The 24,080-nt window shown below is 63.0% G+C and carries 19 protein-coding genes; 4 read left to right on the forward strand and 15 right to left on the reverse strand.

The window, feature by feature from the left end:
• Nucleotides 1-38 precede the first annotated feature (38 nt).
• On the reverse strand, nucleotides 39-533 hold the full coding sequence (locus C7I87_RS00405; RefSeq protein WP_188393683.1) for a CreA family protein: 495 nt from the start codon (nucleotides 531-533) through the stop codon (nucleotides 39-41).
• Between the two features lie 233 nt (nucleotides 534-766).
• Between C7I87_RS00405 and C7I87_RS00410 the strand changes: the two genes are divergently transcribed.
• From C7I87_RS00410 to C7I87_RS00425, 4 genes are all read left to right on the forward strand, one after another.
• Nucleotides 767-1,345 carry an SCO family protein gene (locus C7I87_RS00410; protein ID WP_149902327.1) on the forward strand — a complete coding sequence of 193 codons (579 nt, stop codon included), beginning with the start codon at nucleotides 767-769 and terminating at the stop codon, nucleotides 1,343-1,345.
• A gap of 10 nt (nucleotides 1,346-1,355) precedes the next feature.
• Nucleotides 1,356-2,228, forward strand: a complete 873-nt coding sequence (locus C7I87_RS00415) for a 50S ribosomal protein L11 methyltransferase (RefSeq protein WP_149902328.1) — start codon at nucleotides 1,356-1,358, stop codon at nucleotides 2,226-2,228.
• 662 nt (nucleotides 2,229-2,890) lie between these two features.
• On the forward strand, nucleotides 2,891-4,735 hold the full coding sequence (locus tag C7I87_RS00420) for an aminopeptidase P family protein (protein ID WP_149902329.1): 1,845 nt from the start codon (nucleotides 2,891-2,893) through the stop codon (nucleotides 4,733-4,735).
• Between the two features lie 81 nt (nucleotides 4,736-4,816).
• The gene (locus C7I87_RS00425; protein WP_149902330.1) at nucleotides 4,817-6,919 is read left to right on the forward strand and encodes a nuclease-related domain-containing protein; all 2,103 of its coding nucleotides are present in this window, start codon (nucleotides 4,817-4,819) and stop codon (nucleotides 6,917-6,919) included.
• A gap of 20 nt (nucleotides 6,920-6,939) precedes the next feature.
• Here C7I87_RS00425 and C7I87_RS00430 read toward each other — a convergent pair whose 3' ends face one another.
• The 14 genes from C7I87_RS00430 to murG form a co-directional block, all read right to left on the reverse strand.
• Complete coding sequence (locus tag C7I87_RS00430; RefSeq protein ID WP_149902331.1) at nucleotides 6,940-7,236, reverse strand: AzlD family protein; 297 nt, start codon at nucleotides 7,234-7,236, stop codon at nucleotides 6,940-6,942.
• Nucleotides 7,233-7,961 (reverse strand): AzlC family ABC transporter permease, encoded by a 729-nt coding sequence (locus C7I87_RS00435; RefSeq protein WP_149902332.1) that lies wholly within the window; start codon nucleotides 7,959-7,961, stop codon nucleotides 7,233-7,235. The genes C7I87_RS00430 and C7I87_RS00435 overlap by 4 nt, the downstream gene beginning before the upstream one ends.
• Before the next feature lie 169 nt (nucleotides 7,962-8,130).
• Nucleotides 8,131-8,826 (reverse strand): DUF2461 domain-containing protein, encoded by a 696-nt coding sequence (locus C7I87_RS00440; RefSeq protein WP_149902333.1) that lies wholly within the window; start codon nucleotides 8,824-8,826, stop codon nucleotides 8,131-8,133.
• Entirely contained in the window at nucleotides 8,823-11,027 is a 2,205-nt protein-coding gene (ligA, locus tag C7I87_RS00445) for an NAD-dependent DNA ligase LigA (RefSeq protein ID WP_149902334.1), read from the reverse strand. The genes C7I87_RS00440 and ligA overlap by 4 nt, the downstream gene beginning before the upstream one ends.
• Nucleotides 11,028-11,161: 134 nt before the next feature.
• Entirely contained in the window at nucleotides 11,162-12,835 is a 1,674-nt protein-coding gene (recN, locus tag C7I87_RS00450) for a DNA repair protein RecN (protein ID WP_149902335.1), read from the reverse strand.
• Between the two features lie 186 nt (nucleotides 12,836-13,021).
• Complete coding sequence (locus C7I87_RS00455) at nucleotides 13,022-13,891, reverse strand: outer membrane protein assembly factor BamD (protein ID WP_149902336.1); 870 nt, start codon at nucleotides 13,889-13,891, stop codon at nucleotides 13,022-13,024.
• Between the two features lie 262 nt (nucleotides 13,892-14,153).
• Nucleotides 14,154-15,104: a UDP-3-O-acyl-N-acetylglucosamine deacetylase gene (gene lpxC, locus C7I87_RS00460; RefSeq protein ID WP_149902337.1), complete on the reverse strand. Its 951-nt coding sequence runs from the start codon at nucleotides 15,102-15,104 to the stop codon at nucleotides 14,154-14,156.
• A 280-nt stretch (nucleotides 15,105-15,384) separates the two neighbouring features.
• Nucleotides 15,385-17,067 carry a cell division protein FtsZ gene (gene ftsZ, locus C7I87_RS00465; RefSeq protein WP_149902338.1) on the reverse strand — a complete coding sequence of 561 codons (1,683 nt, stop codon included), beginning with the start codon at nucleotides 17,065-17,067 and terminating at the stop codon, nucleotides 15,385-15,387.
• A gap of 66 nt (nucleotides 17,068-17,133) precedes the next feature.
• Entirely contained in the window at nucleotides 17,134-18,441 is a 1,308-nt protein-coding gene (gene ftsA, locus C7I87_RS00470; RefSeq protein ID WP_149902339.1) for a cell division protein FtsA, read from the reverse strand.
• On the reverse strand, nucleotides 18,438-19,379 hold the full coding sequence (locus C7I87_RS00475; RefSeq protein ID WP_149902340.1) for a cell division protein FtsQ/DivIB: 942 nt from the start codon (nucleotides 19,377-19,379) through the stop codon (nucleotides 18,438-18,440). Before C7I87_RS00475 ends, ftsA begins: the two co-directional genes overlap by 4 nt.
• A complete protein-coding gene (locus tag C7I87_RS00480; protein WP_149902341.1) occupies nucleotides 19,367-20,293 on the reverse strand; it encodes a D-alanine--D-alanine ligase in 927 nt (308 codons plus the stop codon). Before C7I87_RS00480 ends, C7I87_RS00475 begins: the two co-directional genes overlap by 13 nt.
• A 300-nt stretch (nucleotides 20,294-20,593) precedes the next feature.
• Nucleotides 20,594-21,559: a UDP-N-acetylmuramate dehydrogenase gene (murB, locus tag C7I87_RS00485; RefSeq protein ID WP_149902342.1), complete on the reverse strand. Its 966-nt coding sequence runs from the start codon at nucleotides 21,557-21,559 to the stop codon at nucleotides 20,594-20,596.
• Nucleotides 21,556-22,956: a UDP-N-acetylmuramate--L-alanine ligase gene (gene murC / locus C7I87_RS00490; RefSeq protein WP_149902343.1), complete on the reverse strand. Its 1,401-nt coding sequence runs from the start codon at nucleotides 22,954-22,956 to the stop codon at nucleotides 21,556-21,558. Before murC ends, murB begins: the two co-directional genes overlap by 4 nt.
• Complete coding sequence (gene murG, locus C7I87_RS00495; protein ID WP_149902344.1) at nucleotides 22,953-24,080, reverse strand: undecaprenyldiphospho-muramoylpentapeptide beta-N-acetylglucosaminyltransferase; 1,128 nt, start codon at nucleotides 24,078-24,080, stop codon at nucleotides 22,953-22,955. Before murG ends, murC begins: the two co-directional genes overlap by 4 nt.

The raw sequence follows: 24,080 nt of genomic DNA on the forward strand, positions 1-24,080 counted from the left end.
TCATCGGTCAGAACAGTACCGGGAAAAGTCCAACCCGCCTATTTCGGCTTGCTGTTGCTCCACACCACGCTCTGGCCGTAGAGCGGCACCGTGGTAACCGACATCTTGGCGGAACCGTTCTGCACCTGGCGCGAGTGCGACAGATAGATCAGCGTCTCGTTCTTCTTGTCGTATACGCGGTTCACCACCTGCTTCTTCCAGATCAGGCTGAGGCCTTGTTTGAACACCTCCTCGCCGCCCTCGCTCATATCGATGTCGCCGATGGTGATCGGGCCGGTCTGGCGGCACGAGATCGAGGAATCGCTGGGATCCTCGAACCAGTTGCCCTTGTGCAGGCGGTCGATGACGCTTCGGTCGAAATAGGCGACATGGCAGGTCACCCCATCGACCTTGGGGTCCTTGATCGCGTCGATCATGATGTCGTTGCCGACCCAGTCGACGCCGACCTTGCCGACTTCCTCGGCGAGGGCGCTACCGGCGCCAAACAGGACGCAGGCGGCCAACGCGCCGCCGATCAGTTTTCGCCCAGCCAGTTTTCGCCCAGTCCGTTCGAGCCCAATCAGTTCGAGCAAAGAAGCCTCCTCGGTTCGAGTTGCCGGTCTCAGGTGGGGCGGACTGTGCGGCTTTGCAAGCAGATGCGTCAACACCGCGGCGGTTGCGGCAACGCGGCACTTTGCCGTGCGGAGCCAAACCGCTAAGACTGTGGCCGAACAAGAGGCGCACGGTTTTGGTCGGCGCGCCATGACATTACGGACGGACTTTTCTGATGATGCGTTCTATCCTGGTCGGCATTCTCGTCTTGATGGCCGCCGGCATCGGCTGGCTGACGTTCGACTGGTATCGCGGCCACTATGGCGGCGAACCGTTCGGCGCTTCTTTCACCCTGGTCGACCAGAAAGGCGCACCGATCACCGAGGCCGCTTTCCGGGGCCAGCCCAGCGTCGTCTTCTTTGGCTTCACCCATTGCCCCGAGGTCTGCCCAACGACGCTGTTCGAGCTCTCCGGCTGGCTGAAGTCGCTCGGCGACGACGGCAAGAACCTGCATGCCTATTTCGTCTCGGTCGATCCAGAGCGTGACACGCCGCAGGTCATGAACGCCTATGTCAGCAATTTCTCCGACCGCATCACCGGCATCACCGGCGACCCGGACAAGGTCCATGCCATGGCCAAGGCGTTCGGCATCTATTGGAAGAAAGTCGACACCGGCGACGGTGATTACACCATGGACCACACCGCCTCGGTGCTGCTGCTCAACGCCAAGGGCGACTTCGCGGGCACGATCGCCTACGGCGAGAATGCCAGCACGGCCGTGGAGAAGCTGAAGCGCCTTGCCGCGAAGGGCTGACAAAACTCGCATGACCCAGACCCGGCTCCATTTCACCACCGGAAAGATCGAGGCTGAACGCATTTTCGCGGCGCTCGAAACCGCCTTCGAGGATCAAGGCCTGCCGATCGCGGTGCTGGAGGTCGACGAAGACGCCGACATCCACGAGGTCTCGCTCTACGCCGATGGTGACGTCGACGCGGCCGAAGCGCGGCTGAAGGACATTCTCGCCGGCCTCGCTTTGTCGAGACCGGTCGAGCGCGAAGCGCTGCCCGACATCGACTGGGTGGCGCGTTCTCTGGAAGGCCTGAAGCCGGTGCGCGCCGGCCGTTTCTTCGTCCATGGTGCGCATGACAGCAGGAAGCGTCGCAGCGGCGAACTCGCCATCGAGATAGAGGCGGGCCTTGCCTTCGGCACTGGCCATCACGGCACCACCGCCGGATGCCTCGAAATGCTGGAGAACGTCGTGCGCCGCGAGCACCCGCGCAACGCGCTCGACCTCGGCACCGGCAGCGCCGTGCTGGCGATCGCCGTCGCCAAGCTGGCGCATATTCCGGTGCTGGCCACCGACATCGATCCGGTGGCGGTCAAGGTCGCCGCCGCCAATGCGCGGCTCAATCACGTCAAGGCACTCATCGAGGCGGTGACCGCGCCGGGCTTTCATCATCCGATCTTTGCCAGGCGCGCGCCCTTCGACCTCATCGTCGCCAACATATTGGCGCGGCCGCTGATGCGGCTGGCGCCGCAAATGGCAAGGCATATCGCGCTTGGCGGCTCGATCGTCCTGTCAGGCATTCTCGATCGCCAGCGCGACGCGGTGATCTCGGCCTATGTCGGCCAGAACTTCCGCCACGTGAAAACCCTGCATCGCGAGGGCTGGGTGACGATCCACCTCAAGCACTGAGGTTGCGCGGCAGCGTTATCTCTTGTTCCGACCTAAATTGGGCAAAGCGACGGAGTTGGACATGCGGTCACAGCCGACAGCTTCTCGTGCTTCACAAGTTTCGGCCGTTCATATGTCTTTTTCATGAGAACCCCCGTTGTCCCTCGAATGACAAGTTTGCCTTGCGCCGGCAAAGACAGTCAACCGGAACAGCTAAATTAGGCCGAACTTAACCCACCGGTGTTGCCGATTGGCTATGGACACCAAGCGCTTCTGACGCCGAAAAAATGACCTCTCGCACCAGCTTGGCACGGAGTCCGACCTCGGTCAGATCGTCCGCTCGCCTCAGCCTTCCGTTTAGAACTTGATGCCCAGATTGGCCCTGAAGCCATTGTCGAAGGCGTCAGGTCCGAACTGGCCGGCATAGGACAGGCCGAGTGTGGCGTTCTGCGCCGAAACCACGCAATGGTGAGCTCCAAAAGGAAATCCGCGCGGGTCCGTTGCGAATTTGCATCAATGGATATTTGCCGAAGCGCGCACGGTTCTTCGGCATGGCTGGACCAAGCGCGATCGGTTGTCAGCCAGGCGACGCTGTAGCAGTTTGCGCCGGCTGGAAATCGATTCCGATTTACAGCCCCATAGGTTACGGTCGCGCGAATACCGCGAATACCAGGAGGCTCATCATGTTCCAGACCTTCGATTCCGCGGGCGACCCGGCGGTCGGCAAGCCGCGCGTGGCGCTGCTGCGCCAGTGGCTGGCCGCGAATGGCCTCGACGGCTTCATCATTCCGCGCGCCGACGAGCACCAGGGCGAATATGTCGCCGATCGTTCTGCGCGGCTGAAATGGCTGACCGGCTTCAGCGGCTCGGCCGGCGTCGCCGTGGTGCTGCGCGACCGCGCCTTTGTCTTCGTCGACGGCCGCTACACGCTGCAGGTGCGCAACGAAGTCGATCTCGACATCTTTTCGATCGAGAGCCTGGTCGACAACCCGCCCGCGGTCTGGCTCAGGGATAACATCGGCAAGGGCGCGCGGCTGGGCTTCGATCCCTGGCTGCACACGATCGGCGAAGTCAAGGCGCTGCAGGCCTCAGCCGACAAGACCGGCGCGGTGCTCGTTCCGCTCGACAGGAACCCGATCGACATCATCTGGAAGGATCAGCCCGCCGCACCCGTGACTCCCGTCGAGCTGCACCCGATCGGCTTTGCCGGCGAACTCGCCAAGGACAAGCTCGCGCGGCTGGCGGCGGCGATCGGCAAGGACGGCGCCACCCATGCGGTGCTGACCGACCCCTCCTCCATCGCCTGGGCCTTCAACATCCGTGGCGGCGACGTGCCGCACACGCCGCTGGCGCTCGGCTTCGCCATCCTCGCCGCCGACGGATCGCACCAGCTGTTCATGGACAGCCGCAAGTTCTCGCGTCAGGTGGCGGCTTATCTCACGCAGCTCGCCGATCCCCATGAGCCCGGCGAATTCGAAGCCGCGATCGTGGCGCTTGCAAAAAGCGGCGCGAAAATCGCGCTCGATCCGGTGCTGGCGGCCGACCGGCTGCGCATGCTGGTCGAGGACAATGGCGGCACGGTGATTGCCGCGCCCGACCCTGCCCGCATCCCGCGCGCCACCAAAAACCAGGCTGAGATCAACGGCTCGCGCGCCGCGCATCGCCGCGACGGCGCGGCGATGGCCAAGCTGTTGTGCTGGCTGGAGCGCCAGAAACCCGGCTCCCTCGACGAGATCGCGGTCGTCACCAGGCTGGAAGAGACCCGCCGGCAGACCGGCGAGGAAACGCAGATGCCGCTGCGCGACGTGTCCTTCGACACCATTTCCGGCGCCGGCCCGAACGGCGCCATCATGCACTACCGCGTCTCGCGCGCCACCAGCCGCACACTGCAGGCCGGCGAACTCTTCCTGCTCGATTCCGGCGCGCAATACCAGGACGGCACGACAGACATCACCCGCACCGTGCCGATCGGCCAGCCGACCGAAGAGATGCGCGAACGCTTCACGCTGGTGCTGAAAGGCATGATCGGCATTTCGATGCTACGCTTCCCCGCCGGCACGCGCGGCTCGGAAATCGATGCGGTGGCCCGCATGGCGCTGTGGAAGCATGGCTGCGACTTCGCCCATGGCACCGGCCATGGCGTAGGCTCGTACCTGGCCGTGCATGAGGGGCCGCAGCGCATCGCCCGCACTGGCACCGAAAAGCTGCTCGAGGGCATGATGCTGTCCAACGAGCCCGGCTACTACAAGGAAGGCTCCTACGGCATCCGCATAGAGAACCTCATCCTGGTGACGCCGGCCGAACAGATCGAGGGCGGCGACATCGCCATGCACGGTTTCGAAACGCTGACGCTGGCGCCGATCGACGTCAGGCTGGTGCGCACCGATCTGCTGACGCGTGACGAACTGCACTGGCTCGACACCTATCATGCCCGCGTGCTGGCCGAGATCGGACCGATGCTCGACGGCGAAACGCTGGCCTGGCTGGAAAAGGCGACGGCACCGCTGCCGCACGACGCGAAGATTTGATCTGAACAAGGCGTTGACCAGATATCGACCTGCAACGATCGCTTAAAAGTCGCTGGATCGCCCACTAGGCAAGCCTAAGGCATGGAACAGGAAACTATTCCCGAAGGGCAAAACCCGCGATCGTCTGCCGAAATCTTTGCAGACCTACGCGTGCTGACGCAAAGCGCTGGGTCTCTGCACGAAATCTCCGCTATCATTTATCGCGATTGGGTCGTCACGGTCGACACTCAGGAGGGCCGAGTAACAGATGATCCAGAATATCGATGGTCCACGTCAAAGCTTAATAAGAACGAGCTTTTGCTATTGTTAGGCCTATGCGTTCAGTCGCAGAGTGATTTAAATTATTTGGTGCTGGCGGCTGACGACAATTTTGCGGTGCAAGCCGACCAACTTCTCCGCGAGCTTCACGATCGCATTTTACAGGATAGTGCGCCCGCATTCGAAGCGGACACGGAGACATTTATCGCACGCCCTGAGTCGATTGGGCTCGTTGCGCGCGAGGCGATCTATTACGGCGCCGAGAGTCTATACTTGCACCAATTTTTAGGCTTCACGCGGCAACGCTACCGAGAAGACGCGATATGGTTGTTGCAGAATGCTGGCCTCTCAATCCTTCCAATTATCGAGATCGCGAAATTCATCGTTGATCGTATCAATACCCAAATGACGGCCATGGGCTATATGCGCAAAGAAGGCCGCAAGTTTACCCAAGGCGACCTGACAAATAGCCTCCTGATTTCGAAGTCGGATATTCAAAAGAAGTTCGGGCAGAAGGCAAACGCATTCTTCACGCGCTTCACCACTCCCGCCACGGGGACGAACGCCAGCTTCGTCGATCCATTTGCGATCAATCAAGTGGCCGTCGCACCGATCATCGACCTCGGCGAACACCTCTATGTGCCGAGCCAATACCGGCTTTTCGAGACTATCTACGAGAGCCCGTTCTACTGGATGATGGCCGACAAGTCATATCGCGACACAGCTGCATTGCATCGAGGGGCATTCCTCGAAAGAGCTACAGCTCGCATTTTTCGTTCGGTCTTTGGTGCGGAGAATGTTTACGAGAACGTGACTATCCGCGATGGATCGAAAGACATTGCCGGCGAAATCGACGTGCTCGTTGTCTACGGTGAGTTCATCCTTGTTACGCAGGCAAAATCGAAGCGCGTGACCTTGAAAGCGCGTGCCGGCGATACGGACGCATTGAAGACAGACTTTGAAGGCGCGATCCAAGCTCCCTACCGGCAGGCGGTCGAATGCGCGAAATTGATCCGCAAAGGCGCTGACTGCATCACGCAGGAAGGCAAAGTCCTCACTTTCCATTCCCTGCCACGCATCTTTCCGGTCGTGATCCTCAGCGACCCTTTCCCAGCTTCAACCTTTCTCTCTGGCACGATGCTTGAGCGCGGCGACGATATCGCTCCTGTCGTCTGGGACCTAGGCGTACTGGACTGCGTCGCCCGGCTTCTGCCCACTCCGATCGAAATGATCTTTTACCTGAAGAGCAGGTCAGAGGTCTTCGATAAGGTACTTTCGGACAGCGAGTACAATTTCCTCGGATATCATATCCGAGCCAAGCTCGCGCTGTCCGATGAGTTTGACATGATGATGTTGGAGCGGGATTTCGCAACCGTCGTCGACGACTACATGATCACAGCCGACTTGGGGATCATGGCGGAACGACCGCTTGGGATTCTGGAGCGCCTTAAGATACCTGCCATCTCCGATCTGCTTGCTGCGCTGAAAACCGCCGAGCCGAGGATAGCGTCAATGGTGATCGACCTTTACGATTTTTCCAGTGCAGCGCTTGAGGATTTGTCGGCCACCATCATAGAGCTTCGAAAGGAAATAACCTCGACCGGCAAAGCGATAAAAGCATTCTCGATCCCGACCGCAACCGGCGGCCTCACCTATGCCGTTACGCAAAAGCGCGATTCGAACGCCGCGCAAGCCGCCCAAGCGATCGGTGCCAAACACAAGTACGACAGCAAGAGCGATCGATGGTACGTCATCTTAGACAGTGTCGAGACCGACATTCCTATTGATGGACTACTTCCACTGGTTTGGCCTTGGAAAGAAGATGAGCAGGAGGCACAGAATTCTGATCGGATCGCCAAGCTCTTCAAATCGCGGCAAGAAATCAGAAGGGTGGGCGACGCTGCGATTGCAAAGAAACGGCGATAGGCGTGCCACGGCTGCTCCGTCTACCCCACGAACTGCCGTGCCAGGATCAACACCGCCGCACCCGCAAGAAACATCGCCATGAGCCCGCCACGCAACGAAACCACCGCCGTGACGACCAGCGCCGCCCACTCCGCCGGTCCGGCATGCAGCAGCTCCGGCGCCACCAGCGTCGTCAGCACCGCCGCCGGCACGGCATTGAGGCCAGCTTCCACGCGCGGATGGATGTTCTCGAAGCGGGAGATGACCAGATGGCCGCCGACGCGCGTGAGATAGGTGGCGATCGCGCCGGCGATGATGATCCAGAATGTCGTGCTCATGGCCTGGTCTCCACGCCGCTGTGGTGCGGCGGCAGGATGACGGCAAGCAGCACGCCGGCAACGGCGCCGATGGAAACATGCCAGGGCGAACCTACCGTCTTGTAGGCGATGATGGAGGCAGCGCCGCTGGCGATGACCACCGGCAGCCACAGTGGCCGCTTGCGGAAGCCCATCACGAGACCAAGGAAATAGATCGGCAGCAGGAAATCGATGCCCAGCGCATGCGTGTCGGGGATGAGCTTGCCGAACAGTGCGCCGAGCGCGCTTTCGACGATCCAGAACAGATAGACCGGCAGGCCAAGCCCCAGATACCAGGCGAAGCCCACGGTCTGGCCGGATTGCGCCCGCGCCTCGGCGACCGCGAATTGCGGGTCGGTGAGGATGAAATAGCCGAGTGCCTGCTGGACGACAGGCCAGTGCGCGATGCGCCGGCCGATGCCGGCGGAGTAGAGCACATGACGAAAGTTCACGGCGAAGATCGACAGCACGATCAGCCACGGCGCGACATGCTGGCCGAACAGCTGGATGCCGACCATCTGGCTGGCGCCGCCATAGACCAGCGCGCTCATCAGGAAGGCTTCGAGGACCGAGAAGCCATTGTCGACGGCAAGCGCCCCGAACAGCACCGCAAACGGCGCCGACGCCACCACGACCGGCATGGAGAGCCGCACGCCCTGCCAGAAGTCGCTTCTGCCGCCGCTCTCTGAAATCACGTCCGTCGCCATCGGCCACTCCTGATGCATGTTGCCCAAGGTGCGTAGCGGTTCTGGGACAACGACATGCACGAGAACAAAGGGAGTGGCGGTATTTAGGTGGCACGGCTTGCCGTGTCACACGAATTCGCTTGAGCCAAACGATCAGCGGAAATGATCGTCGCGGCGCTTGCGTGGAAACTCATTCCTTCGCGGTCTTGCCCTCGATCGCCCTGCCCCAGTCGAGCAGCGGCTTGGCGCGGAAGGTGAAATCGACAAGTTCCTCGACCAGTTCCGGCCCGTGGATACCAGCCGGATCGATGACGTGGCGGACGACAAAATGCCGGCTGCGGATGGCGGCGACAAGATCTTTGTCCGTGATGTGTTCGAAGCCGCGCGGCGTGCGTTTCATGCCGCCTTCGGCATCGAGTTCGAGGCCATTGTCCTTCAACGCCTTCACCATGGCGCGAAACCTCTCTGGCCACACCTCGATGGCCCGGCGCATCGCCAACAGCAGCGCGGCCTCCGGCTGCCACCAGGCGACGCCGGCAAAGCAGCCCTCTAGCCCGATATGGACGTAGAAGACGCCCTGCTCCATCTTGGTGCCGTCCGGCGACAGGATTGCCGAGAGATGCCTGTTATAAGGCCGCTTGTCCTTGGCGAAGCGCACGTCGCGGTTGATACGAAACAGCGACTTCTTGCGATCGCCACGCAGGCCGAGGCCTGCCTCTGCAAAGCGTAGCGTAAGCGTGTCGACGAGATCGCCGAGTGGGTCGCGCAATTCCTTTTCGAACAGTTCGCGGTTCTCCAGGAACCACTCGCGGCTCTGGTGAAAATCGAGCGCTTTGAGGAACGGAATGGCCTTGGGGCCGAACCCTTTGAACGCTTCGTCCGTCACGACTTGCCGACCCGCTGCAGCCAGGTGTCCTCGTCGATGACTTCGACGCCGAGTTCACTGGCAAGCTTGAGCTTGGAGCCCGCACCCGGCCCCGCCACCACCAGATCGGTCTTGGCCGAAACCGAGCCGGCCACCTTGGCGCCGAGACGTTCGGCCATTGCCTTGGCTTCGGAACGGGTCATCTTTTCCAGCGAGCCGGTAAAGACGATCGTCTTGCCGGCGACCTCGCTGTCGGCCGAGACGGTGACGATATACGGCTTCGGCTTGACCTGCTCCAGCAGCTTCTCGAGCACGTCGTCATTGCGCTCATTGCCGAAGAAATCGCGCAGCGCATCGATCACCGTATCGCCAATGCCGTTGATCGATGGGAAGACCGCATGCGGATCCTCCGCCGCCGCTGTCTCCTTGCCGACGCGGATAAGCTCCTCGATGGTCGAGAAGGTCCGCGCAAGCACGGCGGCCGTGGTTTCGCCGATATGGCGGATGCCGAGCGCGAAAATGAAGCGGTCGAGCTCCGGCTCGCGGCGCGAATCGATGGCCGCGAACAGCTTGTCGAGACCCTCATAGTTGCGGTCCTCGACGCTGCGCACATTCTTGCGGGTCTTGCCGGACGCCGCCTCGCGCTGCCTGGCCTGTTCCTCGCGCCGCTCGGCCAGCGCCCTGGTCACGGCGGGGCGGCGCTCCCTGAGCGTGAAGATGTCGGCGGCTGTCTTGATCAACCCGGCATTGAAGAAAATATCGATGTTCTCGGCGCCCAGGCCTTCGATATCCAGGGCTCCGCGCGACACGAAGTGGCGCAGCCCCTCCACTGCCTGCGCCGGGCAGATCAGCTCGCCGGTGCAACGGCGGCGCGAATCCTCCTTGCCGGTCTTCTCGTTGATCTCGCGCGTCGCCGGCGAGCCACAGATCGGGCAGGTGTGTGGGAATTCGTACGGCACGGCATCGGGCGGGCGCTTGTCGATGACGACGCTGACGATCTGCGGGATGACATCCCCTGCCCGCTGGATCACCACCGTGTCGCCGATGCGCACGTCGATGCCGTCGCGGATCGGCTGGCCGGTGCTGTCCAGACCCTTGATATAGTCCTCATTGTGCAGCGTGACGTTTTCCACCACGACGCCGCCGACCGTCACCGGGGCAAGCCGCGCGACCGGCGCCAACGTGCCGGTCCGGCCGACCTGGATGTCGATCTTCTGGACGGTCGTCATCGCCTGTTCGGCCGGGAATTTGTGCGCGACGGCCCAGCGCGGCTCACCGGTGACGAAACCCCAGCGGCGCTGCAGTTCCAGCTGGTCGACCTTGTAGACGACGCCGTCTATGTCGTAGCCGAGCGAAGAGCGCTGCTCCTCGATCCGGTGGTAGTGCGCGACCAGTTCCTCGACCGATTTCGCCCGCACCATCAGCGGGCTGACCTTGAATCCCCAGTCGGCGAATTTCTGCACCGATTCGTACTGCGTTGGTGCCGGATCCGTCGTCGTATAACCCCAGGCATAGGCAAAGAATTTGAGATTGCGGCTGGCGGTGACGGCGGGATCCTTCTGGCGCAGCGACCCAGCTGCCGTATTGCGTGGATTGACGTAATCCTGGCCACCGACGGCGGCCGAGCGCGCCTTGAGCGCCTCGAATTCCGCATAGGTCATATAGACCTCGCCGCGGATCTCGATGGTTTCGGGCCAGCCTGAACCTTTGAGCTTCGCGGGAATGTCGGCGATTGTCCTCAAATTGGCGGTGATGTCCTCGCCGACAGCGCCGTCGCCGCGCGTCGCACCCTGCACGAACACGCCCTTTTCGTAACGCAGTGAGGCCGACAGCCCGTCGATCTTCGGTTCGGCGGTGAAGGCGATGTCGAGATCCTTGTCGCGGTCGAAGAAGCGCCGGCCGCGCTCGATGAAATCGGTGACATCAGCGTCGGTATAGGCCTTGGCGAGGCTGAGCATCGGCACGGCATGGCGCACCTTGGCGAAGCCTTCCGCCGGCGGCGCGCCGACCCTGCGCGACGGTGAATCCTCGCGAACCAGGCTGGGAAAGCGCTCCTCTATGGCAAGGTTGCGCCGCCGCAACGCATCATACTCCGCGTCCGTGATCGTAGGCGCGTCCTCGGCATGGTAGCGCCGATCATGACCGGCGATCTCTTCGGCCAACCACTGGAGTTCGGCTTCAGCCTCGCTTTCGCTGAGCGAATCGACAGGTTTTTCGGCCATGCTTTTTGTTCCTGAACGGTGGTGCGTCACAATAGAGCATGATCCCGAAAGGTGGGAACCGGTTTTCGGAAAAGATCATTCCTGAACAGCAGGATGGAGCCATATCCTGACTCGCCCCATGACGCCCGATAGTCTCATGCCGCGTTTGTATTCTCGCGCAGCAGCCGCTCGGCCGCGGCGCGCGCCTCGTCGGTGATCGTCGCGCCGGCCAGCATGCGGGCGATCTCCTCCTGCCGCGCCGTCCTGTCCATCTCGGCAATGCCGGTCGCGACACGGTCGGTGCTGCCCGATTTGGAGATCAGGAAATGTGTTGCCGCGCGCGCCGCCACTTGCGGGGCGTGGGTGACGGAAAGCACCTGGACGCGCTTCGACAGCCGCGCCAGCCGCTGGCCGATGGCGTCGGCCACCGCGCCGCCCACGCCGGTGTCGATCTCGTCGAAAACCAGTGTCGGCGCGGAACCCCGATCGGCCAACGCCACTTTCAGCGCCAGCAGGAAGCGTGACAGTTCGCCGCCGGAAGCCACCTTCATCATCGGCCCGGGCCGCGTGCCGGGGTTGGTGCGCACCCAGAACTCGATCTGGTCGATGCCCTCCTCCATGCGCGCGTCAGCCTCGCTCTTCATCTCGACGATGAAGGCCGCGCGTTCGAGCTTCAGCGCCGGCAATTCGGCCATCACCGCCTTGGTCAGGCCGACCGCCGCGCCATGGCGAAGCGAGGACAACTGTGCGGCGGCGATGTCATAGGTTTCGCGCGCGGCGGCGGCCTGCTTTTCCAGTCCGTGCAGGCGCTCCTCGCCGGCATCGAGATCGGCGAGATCGGCAACCATCGTGTCGCGCAGCTGTGCCAGATCGTCGACGGCGACGCTGTGCTTGCGCGACGCCGCGCGCAGCGAAAACAGACGCTCTTCCGCTTTCTCCAGCCGCTGTGGATCATACTCCGTGGCGCGAAGCGCCACCTCAACGCCCGATTGCGCCGCATCGAGCGACAACATTGCTTCATCCAGCGACTTGACCACGTCCTCGAGCAGTCCGGGCGCCTCGGTCGCCTTGCGCTGCAGCCGCCTCAGCAGGCTGGCCAGTTGCGGCAAGGGCGAGGACGGGCCCGAAAGCACATCCTGCGCGTCGTGGATTTCGGAGGCGATCTTCTCTGCGCGCATCATGTGGGCGCGCAGCTCGGCAAGTTCGGTTTCCTCGCCGGGCTGCGGATCGAGCTTGGTCAGTTCGGCGACCGCGGCGCGCAGATAGTCGGCCTCGCGTGCCGCGGCTGCCACCTTGGCGCGATGGCGCGTCAACTCCTGCTCGCAGGCGCGCCAGTGCCGCCATGCCTCGCCCGTCGAGCGGACGGCGCCGAGATGGCCGCCGAAAGCATCGAGCACATCGCGGTGTGCGCCGGGATCGACCAAGGCGCGTTCATCATGCTGGCCGTGGATCTCGACCAGAGCCCGGCCGACATCGCGCATCAACGTCACGCTGGACGGCTGGTCGTTGACGAACACACGGGTCCGGCCATCCGCCGTCTGCACGCGGCGCAGGATGACGTCGCCGTCATCCTCGATGGCGTTTTCGGCAAGGAGCGCCCGCACCGGATGGTTGCGCGGAACATCGAATACGGCAATGACCTGGCCCTGGGATGCGCCATGGCGCACCAGCGAGGCATCGCCACGCGCGCCGAGCGCCAGCGACAGGGCATCGAGCAGGATGGATTTGCCGGCGCCGGTTTCGCCGGTCAGCACGGAAAGACCCGGCTGGAAGTCGATGTCCAGCTTTTCGATCAGGACGATATCTCGGATCGACAGTCTGGAAAGCATGAGAAACCGGACCTATTGCATGCCGCCCAAAGTGGACCCGGTTTCGGGATAACGACAGGCACGAAACAAAAAGACTTAAGGCGGCACCCGACAGTTGGAGTCGCAGCGCCGCACTATCTTTTTGTTTGAGCTTCGGATCAATCCGAAAAAGCGCGCTGCGCGCGCTTCGCTCGGATGCTCTGCGGGTCAGGCGCCGGTGATCAGCTTCCCGGCCTTGGATATCCACGATCCGGCATTTTCGCGCGGCGCCAGCCCGTTGCTCTGCAGCAGCTTGTAGGAATCCTTGTACCACGAGCTGTCGGGATAGTTGGTACCGAGCACGGCGGCGGCCGTCTGGGCCTCCGAGGTCAACCCCAATGCGTAATAGCTTTCGGTGAGGCGGGCGAGCGCTTCCTCGACATGGCGGGTGTTGGAATAGTTTTCGACCACGGTGCGGAAGCGCTTGACGGCGGCGATGTATTCGCGGCGCTCCAGATAATAGCGCCCGATCTGCATTTCCTTGCCGGCGAGCTGGTCGTTGGCGAAGCGGATCTTTTCCTTGGCGTCGTCGACATATTCCGACGTCGGCCAGCGCGTCACCAGATCCTGCATCGTCTGCAGCGTCTGGCGTGCTTCCTTCTGGTCCTGCGTCACGTCCTTGATCTGGCGATAGTAGCTGAGACCAATGATGTACTGGGCATAGGGCGCGTCATCCGTGGACGGATAGAGGGCCAGGTACCGCTTTGCCGACTGGATCGCGTCGTCGTAGCTGCCCTTCCGATAATCGGCGAACGCGCCCATCACCATCGATTTGCGGGCCCATTCCGAATAAGGATGCTGGCGGTCGACCGCGTCGAACTTCTTGCTCGCCTCGTCCAGGCGTCCCGCATTCATGTTTGCGAGGCCCTGATTGTAGAGAACGTCGGCCGGCTCGGTCTGATCGACATAGGTCGACAGGTCGATATCTTTCTCCGACGACATGCAGGCCGCCAGAAAGAGCGATGGAACAACCACCGAAAGCGCCAGGAAAACAGACCGCTGCGGCGCTTTCGATTGACCGACTCGCTTGAAGAACATGATTGGATTCCGCCCTTTCGGCGTTATTTTAATGCTCGTTGCATGCAGTTCCCCCAAAACTGGTCCCCACTTCTAGGCGACATGCACTAATCGACGGCAGCAGCCATAAACCATAACCGCCTTGCCCGGCAACGCTATGTCCAGCCAATCGCACATTTTTGTGGCGGCGGACTGCGGCGTGAAAATCTATGCAATTTCGCTGATGGATGATGCATTCATGCAACACCCATGCAGCCATGGAATACGAAAAAGATTAAGAAAATCAAATCATCCAGGGCGCATAGAGCGGCGCATTGACGGCGCTCATTTCCGCCGCGCGACCACGCTCACGGCGTGTCGTCTCGACGATCTCGAAGGCCGTGCGGTCCGACAGCAGGCGCCGCAGCGCGGCTGCGTTCAGCCGATGGCCGCCGCGATAGGATCGGAAACAGCCGATGAAGCGCGCACCGGCCAGTGCCAGGTCGCCCATGGCGTCGAGCGTCTTGTGGCGCACGAATTCGTTGGGGTAACGCAGGCCGCCCATATTGATGACGCGGTTGTCGTCACCGATCACCAGGGAATTTTCCAGCGAGGATCCCAGCGCATAGCCGGCGGCCCACAGCCGTTCGACGTCCTTCATGAAGCCGAACGTGCGGGCACGGGCGATGTCGCGGCGGAAAATATCGGCATTGATGTCCGATGCGAAGAGCTGACGGCCGATCGCCGGGCTTTCGAAATCGATCTCGACCTCGAAACGGGTACCGTCATAGGGTCTGAACTCGGCCCAGGAGGCGCCGTTCTCGATGCGAACCGGCTTGACCACCCTGATATAGCGGCGCTTGACGGCCAACACCTCGATGCCGGCCTGGTCGATGGCTTCGACGAATGCCATGGCGCTGCCGTCGAGGATTGGGACCTCATGGCCGTCGATCTCGATGAGGACATTGTCGATGCCGAGCCCGAACAGGGCGGCCATGATGTGCTCGACGGTGGCGATGTGCTCACCCGAGGGATCGCCAAGCATGGTGCAAAGATCGGTGGCGCCGATTTCGGAAAACAGGGCACGGAACTCGCGGCCTTGCCCATCCCCATTGAGGAGCTGGAACACGATGCCGGTGTCGGCATCCGAGGGCAGGAAACTGATAGAAACTTCTTTGCCGCTGTGAACGCCGGTGCCTGCAAGCGACGCGCGCGTCTTCACTGTCGTCTGGTGGTCGTGCAAGACAATCCCCATGAGCCCGTAATGCCTAGGTCCGCTTCTCCAGCCCGAGGGCGCGGCTCTTGTTAAATCGGCAGGCAGGGCTACTTCCCCCGAAATCCCGGCAAACCGACTATGGTAGGCAGCGAAGATAGTGTCCCGGCAGGGAGACTCCAAATCACGGTTTCTTACTCTTTGTAACCGCGAACTGGAACATGTACGGCGTCATAACCGATTGATTATGCTATGTTTTAAACGTTAACAGGCAAGCAATTTCTTGCCTGCCTGTTAACAATTGTTACAGTCCGTTAACCGCTCAGTTGGCTTGGCGGCGCAGGAACGCCGGAATCTCCAGCTGATCGTCGTCCTGAGTCGCCCTCACCTGCGGCGTCAGGCGGCCCTGGTCGTCCAGCTGGCCGCGGCGTGGCGCGTAGAGCTGGGCATCCTGGCTGGCGAGGCGGCGCACTTCCGGTGCGGCCTGGCGCAGTTTGGGCTCGCGCGGCTGCGCCGGCTGCAGCCGTGCAGGTTCCTCTTCGCGACGGGTCAGGCCATTGGTCAGGCGCTTCAGGAGACCCATCGGCCCGCTGTTCTCGTGGTCGGCCGGGCGGCTTTTGGCATCCACCTCTGCCTTCACCACCGGCGGAAAGTCCTCGACGCGCGGCATGCGCTGCGGCGCCATCGCCACCGGCTGCTGGACCTCACGCAGCATCTCGCGCGGCTGCGGGGCCGGCTGCATCATCTGCTGGACAGGCATCGGCTGTGGCTGCGGCTGCGCGGGCGGCGCCTGGAAGATCTTGCTCTGCGGGCGGAAATCGTCCGCATGGGCGACCGGTGCCGGACGAGCCTGTGCCATGGCAGCGGCATTCGCTTCGGCCAACTGGATGGCTTCGGCAACCGGATCGGCGGCGCGCGGCTCATACACCGTCTGCTGGACCGGCGCCGGGCGGCTTTCCACCGCGGCGACTGCCGGCCGGGCGGCCGGCTTCGGCGGCGCGGTGCGGATCGAGATCGGCGCGGCGGCAATTTCAGCCGCCGACTTGTCGATGCCGGTCGCGACCACCGAGACGCGGATGACGCCTTCGAGTTCCTCGTCGAAAGTGGCGCCCAGGATGATGTTGGCGTCCTGGTCGACTTCTTCGCGGATGCGGGTCGCCGCTTCGTCGACTTCGAACAGGGTCAGGTCGCGGCCGCCGGTGATCGAGATCAGCAGGCCCTTGGCGCCCTTCATCGAGGTTTCGTCGAGCAGCGGGTTGGCGATCGCGGCTTCCGCGGCGGCCATCGCACGGCCTTCGCCGGAAGCCTCGCCGGTACCCATCATCGCCTTGCCCATCTCGCGCATCACCGAACGCACGTCGGCGAAGTCGAGGTTGATCAGACCTTCCTTGACCATCAGGTCGGTGATGCAGGCGACACCGGAGTAAAGCACCTGGTCGGCCATCGCGAAGGCGTCGGCGAAGGTGGTCTTGTCATTGGCCAGCCGGAACAGGTTCTGGTTGGGGATGACGATCAGCGTATCGACGCACTTCTGCAGCTCTTCGATGCCGAAGTCGGCCGTCTTCATGCGGCGCTGGCCTTCGAAGTGGAACGGCTTGGTGACGACGCCGACGGTCAGGATGCCCTTTTCGCGGGCTGCGCGTGCAACAACCGGAGCCGCACCCGTACCGGTGCCGCCGCCCATGCCGGCGGTGACGAAGCACATGTGGGTGTTGGTGAGATGGTCGAGGATCTCGTCGATGCACTCCTCCGCCGCCGCGCGGCCGACTTCCGGCTGCGATCCGGCACCGAGTCCCTCGGTGACATGCGCGCCAAGCTGGATCAGCCGGGAAGCCTTCGACATGGTCAGCGCCTGCGCGTCGGTGTTGGCCACGACGAACTCGACACCGCGCAGTCCGGCGGTGATCATGTTGTTCACGGCATTGCCGCCGCCGCCGCCGACACCGAACACGGTGATGCGCGGCTTAAGCTCGGTGATGTCCGGCTTCTGCAGATTGATGGTCATTGTCTCCGTCCTTTGCCTTTCACGCCGCTTCGCCGCCGCGGCCGCCTATGGGGCTGTCCCCGTCAATTAGAAACTGTCTCTCAACCACTGACTCATGCGATGCAGTTTTCCACCCGTTCCGGTCATTCTGAGACCGGAAATGCCTTTCGCCGGATGGCTCTCGAAGTTCGCCATCTGCGGATAGATCAGAAGCCCGACCGCGGCCGAGAAAGCCGGGCCTTTCGCCGCCTCTGGCAGGCCCGCCACGCCGAGCGGGCGGCCGATGCGCACATTGCGCCCCAGGATGCGGCGTGCCGCCTCGGGCAGGCCGGCCAGTTGGCTGGCGCCGCCGGTGAGCACGACGCGCTTGCCGACAGCATTGCCGTAGCCGGATTTGTTGAGCCGGTCGCGCAGCAGTTCGAGCGTCTCGTCGATGCGGGCGCGCACGATGCGCGTCATCACCGAACGCGGGATCTGCAGCGGCACGTCGCCATCGTCGCCGATCGGCTGGATCGAGACCAGGTCGCGGTCGTCGGCGCTGCCCGGCAGCGCCGAACCGTGCATCACCTTCAGCCGCTCGGCGGCATCGAGCGAAGTCGAAAGCCCCTTGGCCATGTCGAGCGTGACATGGTTGCCGCCTATGGCGATGGCGTCGCCGTGAACGAACTTGCCTTCCGAAAACACCGAGATCGTCGTCGTGCCGCCACCCATGTCGATGCAGGCGGCACCGAGTTCCAGCTCGTCGTCGACGAGGGCGGCCAGCCCGCTGGCGTAGGGCGTCGCCACCATGCGCTCGACCGACAGGTGCGAACGGTTGATGGAGAGCTCCAGGTTGCGCATCGGTGCCGCGTCACCCGTCAGCACATGCATGTCGACGCCAAGTGCATCGCCCACCATGCCGCGCGGATCGCGCACGCCGCGTTCGGCGTCGAGCGAGAAGCCGACGGGCAGCGAATGGATCACCTCGCGCTCGGCCTTGAGCGCCTGCTTGGCGCCGGCACCGAGCACGCGTTTGATGTCGGCCTGGTCGGCCTCATGGCCGCCAAGGTTGATGGTGGCCGAGAAGCTTTCGCTCTTCAGCCGGCCGGCAGTCATGTTGACGATGAGCGAATCGACCGTCAGCCCGGCCATGCGCTCGGCGGCGTCGACGGACAGGCGAATGGCATGCTCGGCGCGGTCGAGATCGACAACGACGCCCGACTTCACGCCTTGCGATTTCTGATGGCCGATGCCGATCACCTGGATCCGGTGCGAGCGACCGCGCAAAAGCTTGCCGTCATCGTTCGGCTTCAGCTTGGCCACCATGCAGCAGACCTTGTTCGAGCCGACATCCAGCACCGTCAGGGTGCCGGACCGGCGCGACGAGGCGTCGCCAGAACCGCCAAGCCAGCTCATATCTTCGTCTCCGGCTTGCGCTTGAGGGTCTTTGGTTTCTCGTTGAGCGCGGCCTCGCGCTGGGTCGCCGCCTGCGGCGTCAGCTCCACCACCAGCCGGTCCGTCAGGCGCATGTCGACAGCGGCGATGTCGCGCGACAACAGCCCCTTGTCATGGTCCATCTTGACGAGTTCGGCGAGCGCCTTGTCCTCGCCGTCTTCTGGCAACTTGATGGTGATGCCATTGTCCAGCTTCAGGTCCCAGCGCCGCTCGCCGACGCGGACATAGCCTCTGATGCGGCCGGCGAGGTCGGGATATTGTTCGATCTTGGCCAGGAAATCGGGCGCCTTTTCCGCCGCGCCGGTGCCGATCAACAGCGGCAGGAGCACCTGCTTGCCGCCCGAGAACGGCGCGATGACGGTGCCGTCCTTCTCGATGACGGAGAGATCGTTGCCCTGCTGCCAGAGCGCGAAGGCTTCCCGCTCCTCGACGCGCACTTCCAGCGTGTGCGGATAGACCTTGCGCACCGCGGCAACCTGGATCCACGGCAAGGTGGCTATGCGCTCCCGCGCGGCCTCGGCATCGAAGCCGATCAGCGACGTCCAGCCATCGAGCTCGAGCCTGTCGAGAATGTCTATCTCCGAAGTCTGACGGTTGCCGACCACCTTGACCTGATCGACGGCAAAGCCGGTGCGGGCGGTGATGCTTTGAATGATGCCGTCGGCATGACCGCCAAGGTAGGCACCATAGGCCCCACTCGAGACCAGCAGCACCGCCGACATGATCGCAGAGGAGAATCGCGGCGCCTGGAATTCGCCATCACCCAGGCGCGTCAGAATGCGCACCGGGCGGCGAAGCACGCGCGGCAGAACGAAATGGTCCAACGACAATGGCAGGCCGAACAGCGACGGCCCGGCCGCGCCCCTCACCTTACCCTGTCCCCATTTCAACGCAGACACGAAGCGTCCTCCACCATCCAACTCAACAGCTCACCAAACGAATGCCCGGCATGGGCGGCAATTTCAGGCACCAGAGACGTCGGTGTCATGCCCGGCTGAGTGTTGACCTCGAGCCATACAACCTCGCCATTTTCGGAGTGACGATCGTCATAACGGAAGTCCGACCGGGAAACGCCCCGACAGCCGACAGCTTGGTGAGCCTTGAGCGCCAGTGTCTGTATTTTTTGGTAAATATTCGGTGAAACTTTTGCGGGGCATTCGTGTTTTGATCCCCCCGCGACATATTTTGAATCATAGTCGTAGAAGGAATGGCCCGTCGGGATGATCTCGCAGACACCAAGCGCCACGTCGCCCATGACCGCGCAGGTCAGCTCGCGCCCATGAATGTAGCGCTCGACCATGACGGTATCGCCATATTTCCACTCGGACGACCCGATGACCTGCGGCGGATGCGACTGCCCCTCCGACACGATGACGACGCCAAAGCTCGACCCCTCGCTGACCGGCTTGACCACATAGGGCGGCTTCATCGGGTGCTTGTTCTGGATGGAAAAGCGATTGGCGACCTTCGATTCGGCGACGGGAACGCCGACCGATTTGACGATCTTCTTCGCCTGCTCCTTGTTCATGGCAAGCGCCGAGGCGAGCACGCCGGAATGGGTGTAGGGAATGCCGAGATATTCAAGGATGCCCTGGATGGTGCCGTCCTCGCCAAAAGGCCCATGCAGCGCATTGAACGCGACATCAGGCTTGAGTTCGGCAAGCACCGAGCCGACATCGCGCCCGACATCGACGCGGGTGACATGGTAGCCTTCCTGCTCAAGCGCATCGGCACAGGCCTTTCCGGAAGACAGGGACACGGGCCGCTCGGACGAGAAACCTCCCAGCAATACGGCCACATGCTTGCCCTTCATTCCCCGTCATCCCCTCTCACTGCGGATCAAAATCCAAGATTTCCGCAACATTGAGTCCGAGTCTCCCAGCAGGTTGCCCCCCAGACGGAAAACGCGGGTAACGCGTCGAACGACTCAAATCAGGAAACGCTTTAGGGCAGAGAATCAGAGAGTTGATTCACTGGCAAGTACTTATGAATCCGAGAGATTCACTTTCTGAGAAAATGGATGCGAAAACCGCGTCGTTGAGTCTTTGCAGCAACGATTTCACGGCATTTCGATCCGGTTCAAGTTCACGCATCACGTGAACTTCAAGATGCGCTAAAGAAGCTGGCCTAGGAACTCCTGCACGGCATGTCCGGAGCGGAAATTGCCGATGCGCTTGATCTCCCACTGCAAGCGGATGCCGGAATGCTCGAGCACTCGCGCGCGCACCGTCTCGCCGAGATATTCGAGGTCGTAGCCGGTCGCGGTGCCGGTGTTGATCATGAAGTTGCAATGCATCGGCGACATCTGCGCGCCGCCGATCATCAGGCCACGGCAACCCGCCTTGTCGATTTCCTTCCAGGCCGAGGTGCCATCCGGATTCTTGAAGGTCGAGCCACCGGTCTTCTCGCGGATCGGCTGCACGGTCTCGCGATGGTTCTGCACCGCATCCATCGCCGCCTTGATCACCGCCCTGTCCTCGGCAAAGCCTTCGAAAACGGCCGAGGTGAAGATCAGCCCGGACGGCGCCGCCGAATGGCGGTAGGCATAGCCCATCTCGGCATTGCTCAGCGTCTGGACATTGCCCTTGCGGTCGAGCGCGCGCACCTCGACGACGCGCTCGCGGGTCTCGACGCCATTGGCGCCGGCATTCATCCTGAGCGCGCCGCCGATGGCGCCTGGAATGCCGTGGTAGAAATGGAAGCCGCCAATGCCGGCCTCGAGTGCCGCCGCCGCCACTCGCTTGTCGGGCGTCGCGGCACCCGCCTTGATCCTGATCGGGGAGATGACTTCGGCCTCGCCAAAGCCCTTGGCGGAAAGCCTGACGACGAAACCCGGAATGCCGCCGTCGCGGACCAGAAGGTTCGAGCCGACGCCGACAATCGTCAGGGGGATCTCTTCGGGAACCGCCTTGAGGAACGCGGCAAGGTCATCCTCGTCCGCCGGCTGGAACAGCGCCTCGGCAAGGCCGCCTGCCCGGAACCAGGTGATCTTGTCCATCTCGGCATTCGGCGTGATACGGCCGCGCAGGCCGGCCAGCCGGTCGCCAAGTCTGTCGATCAGGGCCTGGCCGTTCATCATGAGGCGGCAAGCTCCTTCGGCAGAGCATAGGCCCATTGGGTGATATTGCCGGCGCCAAGGAAGACCACGAAGTCGCCAGGCTTGGCGATGTCGCGGATGACGGGTGCGATATCAGCAGGCCCCTCGATATAGCGCGCGTCGCGATGACCGCCGGCGCGAATGCGCGACACCAGCGCATCCGATGTCACGCCCTCGATCGGCTCTTCGCCGGCGGCGTAGACCGGAGCTACCATCACCGTGTCGGCATCGTTGAAGCAGGCGGAGAACTCGTTGAACAGATCGTGCAGCCGGGTGAAGCGATGCGGCTGGGCAATGGCGATGACGCGCCCGTTGGTGGCGCTGCGCGCCGCCTTCAGCACCGCCGAGATCTCGACCGGGTGATGGCCGTAATCGTCGAACACGTCGACGCCGTTCCAGGAACCGGTATGCGTGAAGCGGCGCTTGACGCCGGCGAAGGACGACAGGCCTTTCTTGATCGCATCGGCCGACAGGCCGAGTTCGTGCGCAACCGCTATCGCGGCAGTGGCATTGGAGACATTGTGGCGGCCGGGCATCGGCAGGCGCAGGCCCGATATCGTCGTCTGGCCGCGCCCCTTGCGGTCGCGGATGACCACGTCGAACTCCGAGGTCGCCCCTGCCATCCGATGATTGCTGAAGCGCACATCGGCCTGTGCGTTCTCGCCATAGGTGATGACGCGCCGGTCCTCGATGCGGCCGACCAAGGCCTGCACTTCCGGGTGATCGGTGCACATCACGCCGAAGCCATAGAAAGGCACGTTCTCGACGAACTGGCGGAACGCCTCGCGCACATTGTCGAAGTTGCCGTAATGATCGAGATGCTCGGGATCGATGTTGGTGACGACGGCGATGTCGGCCGGCAGCTTGAGGAAAGTGCCGTCGCTCTCGTCGGCTTCGACCACCATCCACTCGCCGTCGCCCATGCGGGCATTGGTGCCATAGGCATTGATGATGCCGCCATTGATGACGGTCGGGTCGAGCCCGCCGGCTTCGAGCAGCGTCGCCACCATCGAGGTCGTCGTCGTCTTGCCATGCGTGCCGCCGATGGCGACAGCCTGGCGGAAACGCATCAGTTCAGCCAGCATCTCGGCGCGGCGCACGATCGGCAACAGCTTTTCACGCGCCGCCTTCAGTTCCGGATTCGACTTCTTGATCGCCGTCGAGACGACGATGACCTCGGCGTCACCGAGATTCTCGGCCTTGTGGCCGACGAAGCATTCGATGCCCTTGTCGCGCAGCCGCTGCACATTGGCGCTATCGGCCTGGTCGGACCCTTGGACCTTGTAGCCGAGATTGTGCAGCACCTCGGCGATGCCGCTCATGCCGATGCCGCCAATGCCGATGAAATGCACGAGGCCAATGGTCTGCGGCATCTTCATGCGTGCGTACCCTTCCTGAAATCCGATACTGTTTTGCGGGACGCAATAGCCTCTGTGAGGTCGGCGAGCAACCGTGCGGCGTCGGGCCTGCCGACCGACTTCGCCGCAGCAGCCATCGTCGCGAGCCGCTCCGGTTGGTCCACCAGGGCGCCGAGCAGTGCCGCGATGCGCTCGGGCGAAAGCGAGGACTGCACATGCACTTCGCCGCCGCCGGCGGCGGCAAGGGCCGCCGCGTTGGCCGCCTGATCGTGGTCAAGCGCGAAGGGATAGGGCACCAGCAGCGCCGGCCGGCCGATGACGGCGATCTCCGAGACGGTCGAGGCGCCGGAGCGCGAGATCACCAGATGCGCCGCCGCTATGCGCGCCGCCATGTCGGTAAAGAACGGCGAGACCTCGACGGCGACGCCGAGCGCCGCATAGGCCGCCTTCACCCGCGCCACGTCGTCCGCGCGGGCTTGTTGCGTAATGACGAGGCGTCTGCGCTGCGCATCGGAAAGCAGCGCGACCGCCCCCGGCATGGCATCGGAAAAGAATTGGGCACCCTGGCTGCCCCCGAACACCAGCAGGCGGAAAGGCTCATCCCCGGCCGAAGCCACGTAAGGTGTCCTCGCTGCTTCGAGCACAGCCGGCCTGACCGGATTGCCGGTCGTCACCGTCTTGACGCCGGTCGCACTCTCATCCTGCGGCAGGAAGCCGCCGGCAATGGCATCGACCCGGCCGGCCAAAGCCCGGTTGGCGCGCCCCATCACCGCGTTTTGCTCATGGATCAGCGTCGGCACCTTGCGCCGCGTCGCCGCATAGAGCGGCGGCAAGGTCGGATATCCGCCGAACCCGACCACGACCTCCGGCTTGACCCTGCCGATGACAGCGGAGGCCTGACGCACGCCGCTCCAGATTTTCCAGAAAGCGCCAAGCAGGGCGAAAGGATTTTTCGAGCCCAACGTCGCCGACTGGATCGGATGGACGGCAGCGGCCGGGAAATGGGCGGCAAACCGCTCTGCGCGGGTATCGGTCGCCAGATGCACCGCCCAGCCGCGCTCGATGAGTTCATGCGCCAGCGCTTCGGCTGGAAACAGATGTCCGCCGGTTCCGCCCGCCGCGAGAAGGATAACGCCCCTGGCCAT

The sequence above is a fragment of the Mesorhizobium sp. SARCC-RB16n genome (assembly GCF_008520305.1).
Classification (GTDB): Bacteria; Pseudomonadota; Alphaproteobacteria; order Rhizobiales; family Rhizobiaceae; genus Mesorhizobium.

Excerpts from the sequence above, each read along its gene's own strand:
- murC (WP_149902343.1), bottom strand. The coding sequence starts at position 22,956 with ATGAAGATGCCGCAGACCATTGGCCTCGTGCATTTCATCGGCATTGGC.
- C7I87_RS00480 (WP_149902341.1), bottom strand. The coding sequence starts at position 20,293 with ATGAAGGGCAAGCATGTGGCCGTATTGCTGGGAGGTTTCTCGTCCGAG.
- recN (WP_149902335.1), bottom strand. The coding sequence starts at position 12,835 with ATGCTTTCCAGACTGTCGATCCGAGATATCGTCCTGATCGAAAAGCTG.
- C7I87_RS00410 (WP_149902327.1), top strand. The coding sequence starts at position 767 with ATGATGCGTTCTATCCTGGTCGGCATTCTCGTCTTGATGGCCGCCGGC.
- C7I87_RS00430 (WP_149902331.1), bottom strand. The coding sequence starts at position 7,236 with ATGAGCACGACATTCTGGATCATCATCGCCGGCGCGATCGCCACCTAT.
- C7I87_RS00420 (WP_149902329.1), top strand. The coding sequence starts at position 2,891 with ATGTTCCAGACCTTCGATTCCGCGGGCGACCCGGCGGTCGGCAAGCCG.
- C7I87_RS00455 (WP_149902336.1), bottom strand. The coding sequence starts at position 13,891 with ATGTTCTTCAAGCGAGTCGGTCAATCGAAAGCGCCGCAGCGGTCTGTT.
- C7I87_RS00415 (WP_149902328.1), top strand. The coding sequence starts at position 1,356 with ATGACCCAGACCCGGCTCCATTTCACCACCGGAAAGATCGAGGCTGAA.
- ligA (WP_149902334.1), bottom strand. The coding sequence starts at position 11,027 with ATGGCCGAAAAACCTGTCGATTCGCTCAGCGAAAGCGAGGCTGAAGCC.
- ftsZ (WP_149902338.1), bottom strand. The coding sequence starts at position 17,067 with ATGACCATCAATCTGCAGAAGCCGGACATCACCGAGCTTAAGCCGCGC.
- murB (WP_149902342.1), bottom strand. The coding sequence starts at position 21,559 with ATGATGAACGGCCAGGCCCTGATCGACAGACTTGGCGACCGGCTGGCC.
- C7I87_RS00435 (WP_149902332.1), bottom strand. The coding sequence starts at position 7,961 with ATGGCGACGGACGTGATTTCAGAGAGCGGCGGCAGAAGCGACTTCTGG.
- ftsA (WP_149902339.1), bottom strand. The coding sequence starts at position 18,441 with ATGAGCTGGCTTGGCGGTTCTGGCGACGCCTCGTCGCGCCGGTCCGGC.
- lpxC (WP_149902337.1), bottom strand. The coding sequence starts at position 15,104 with ATGGGGATTGTCTTGCACGACCACCAGACGACAGTGAAGACGCGCGCG.
- C7I87_RS00425 (WP_149902330.1), top strand. The coding sequence starts at position 4,817 with ATGGAACAGGAAACTATTCCCGAAGGGCAAAACCCGCGATCGTCTGCC.
- murG (WP_149902344.1), bottom strand. The coding sequence starts at position 24,080 with ATGGCCAGGGGCGTTATCCTTCTCGCGGCGGGCGGAACCGGCGGACAT.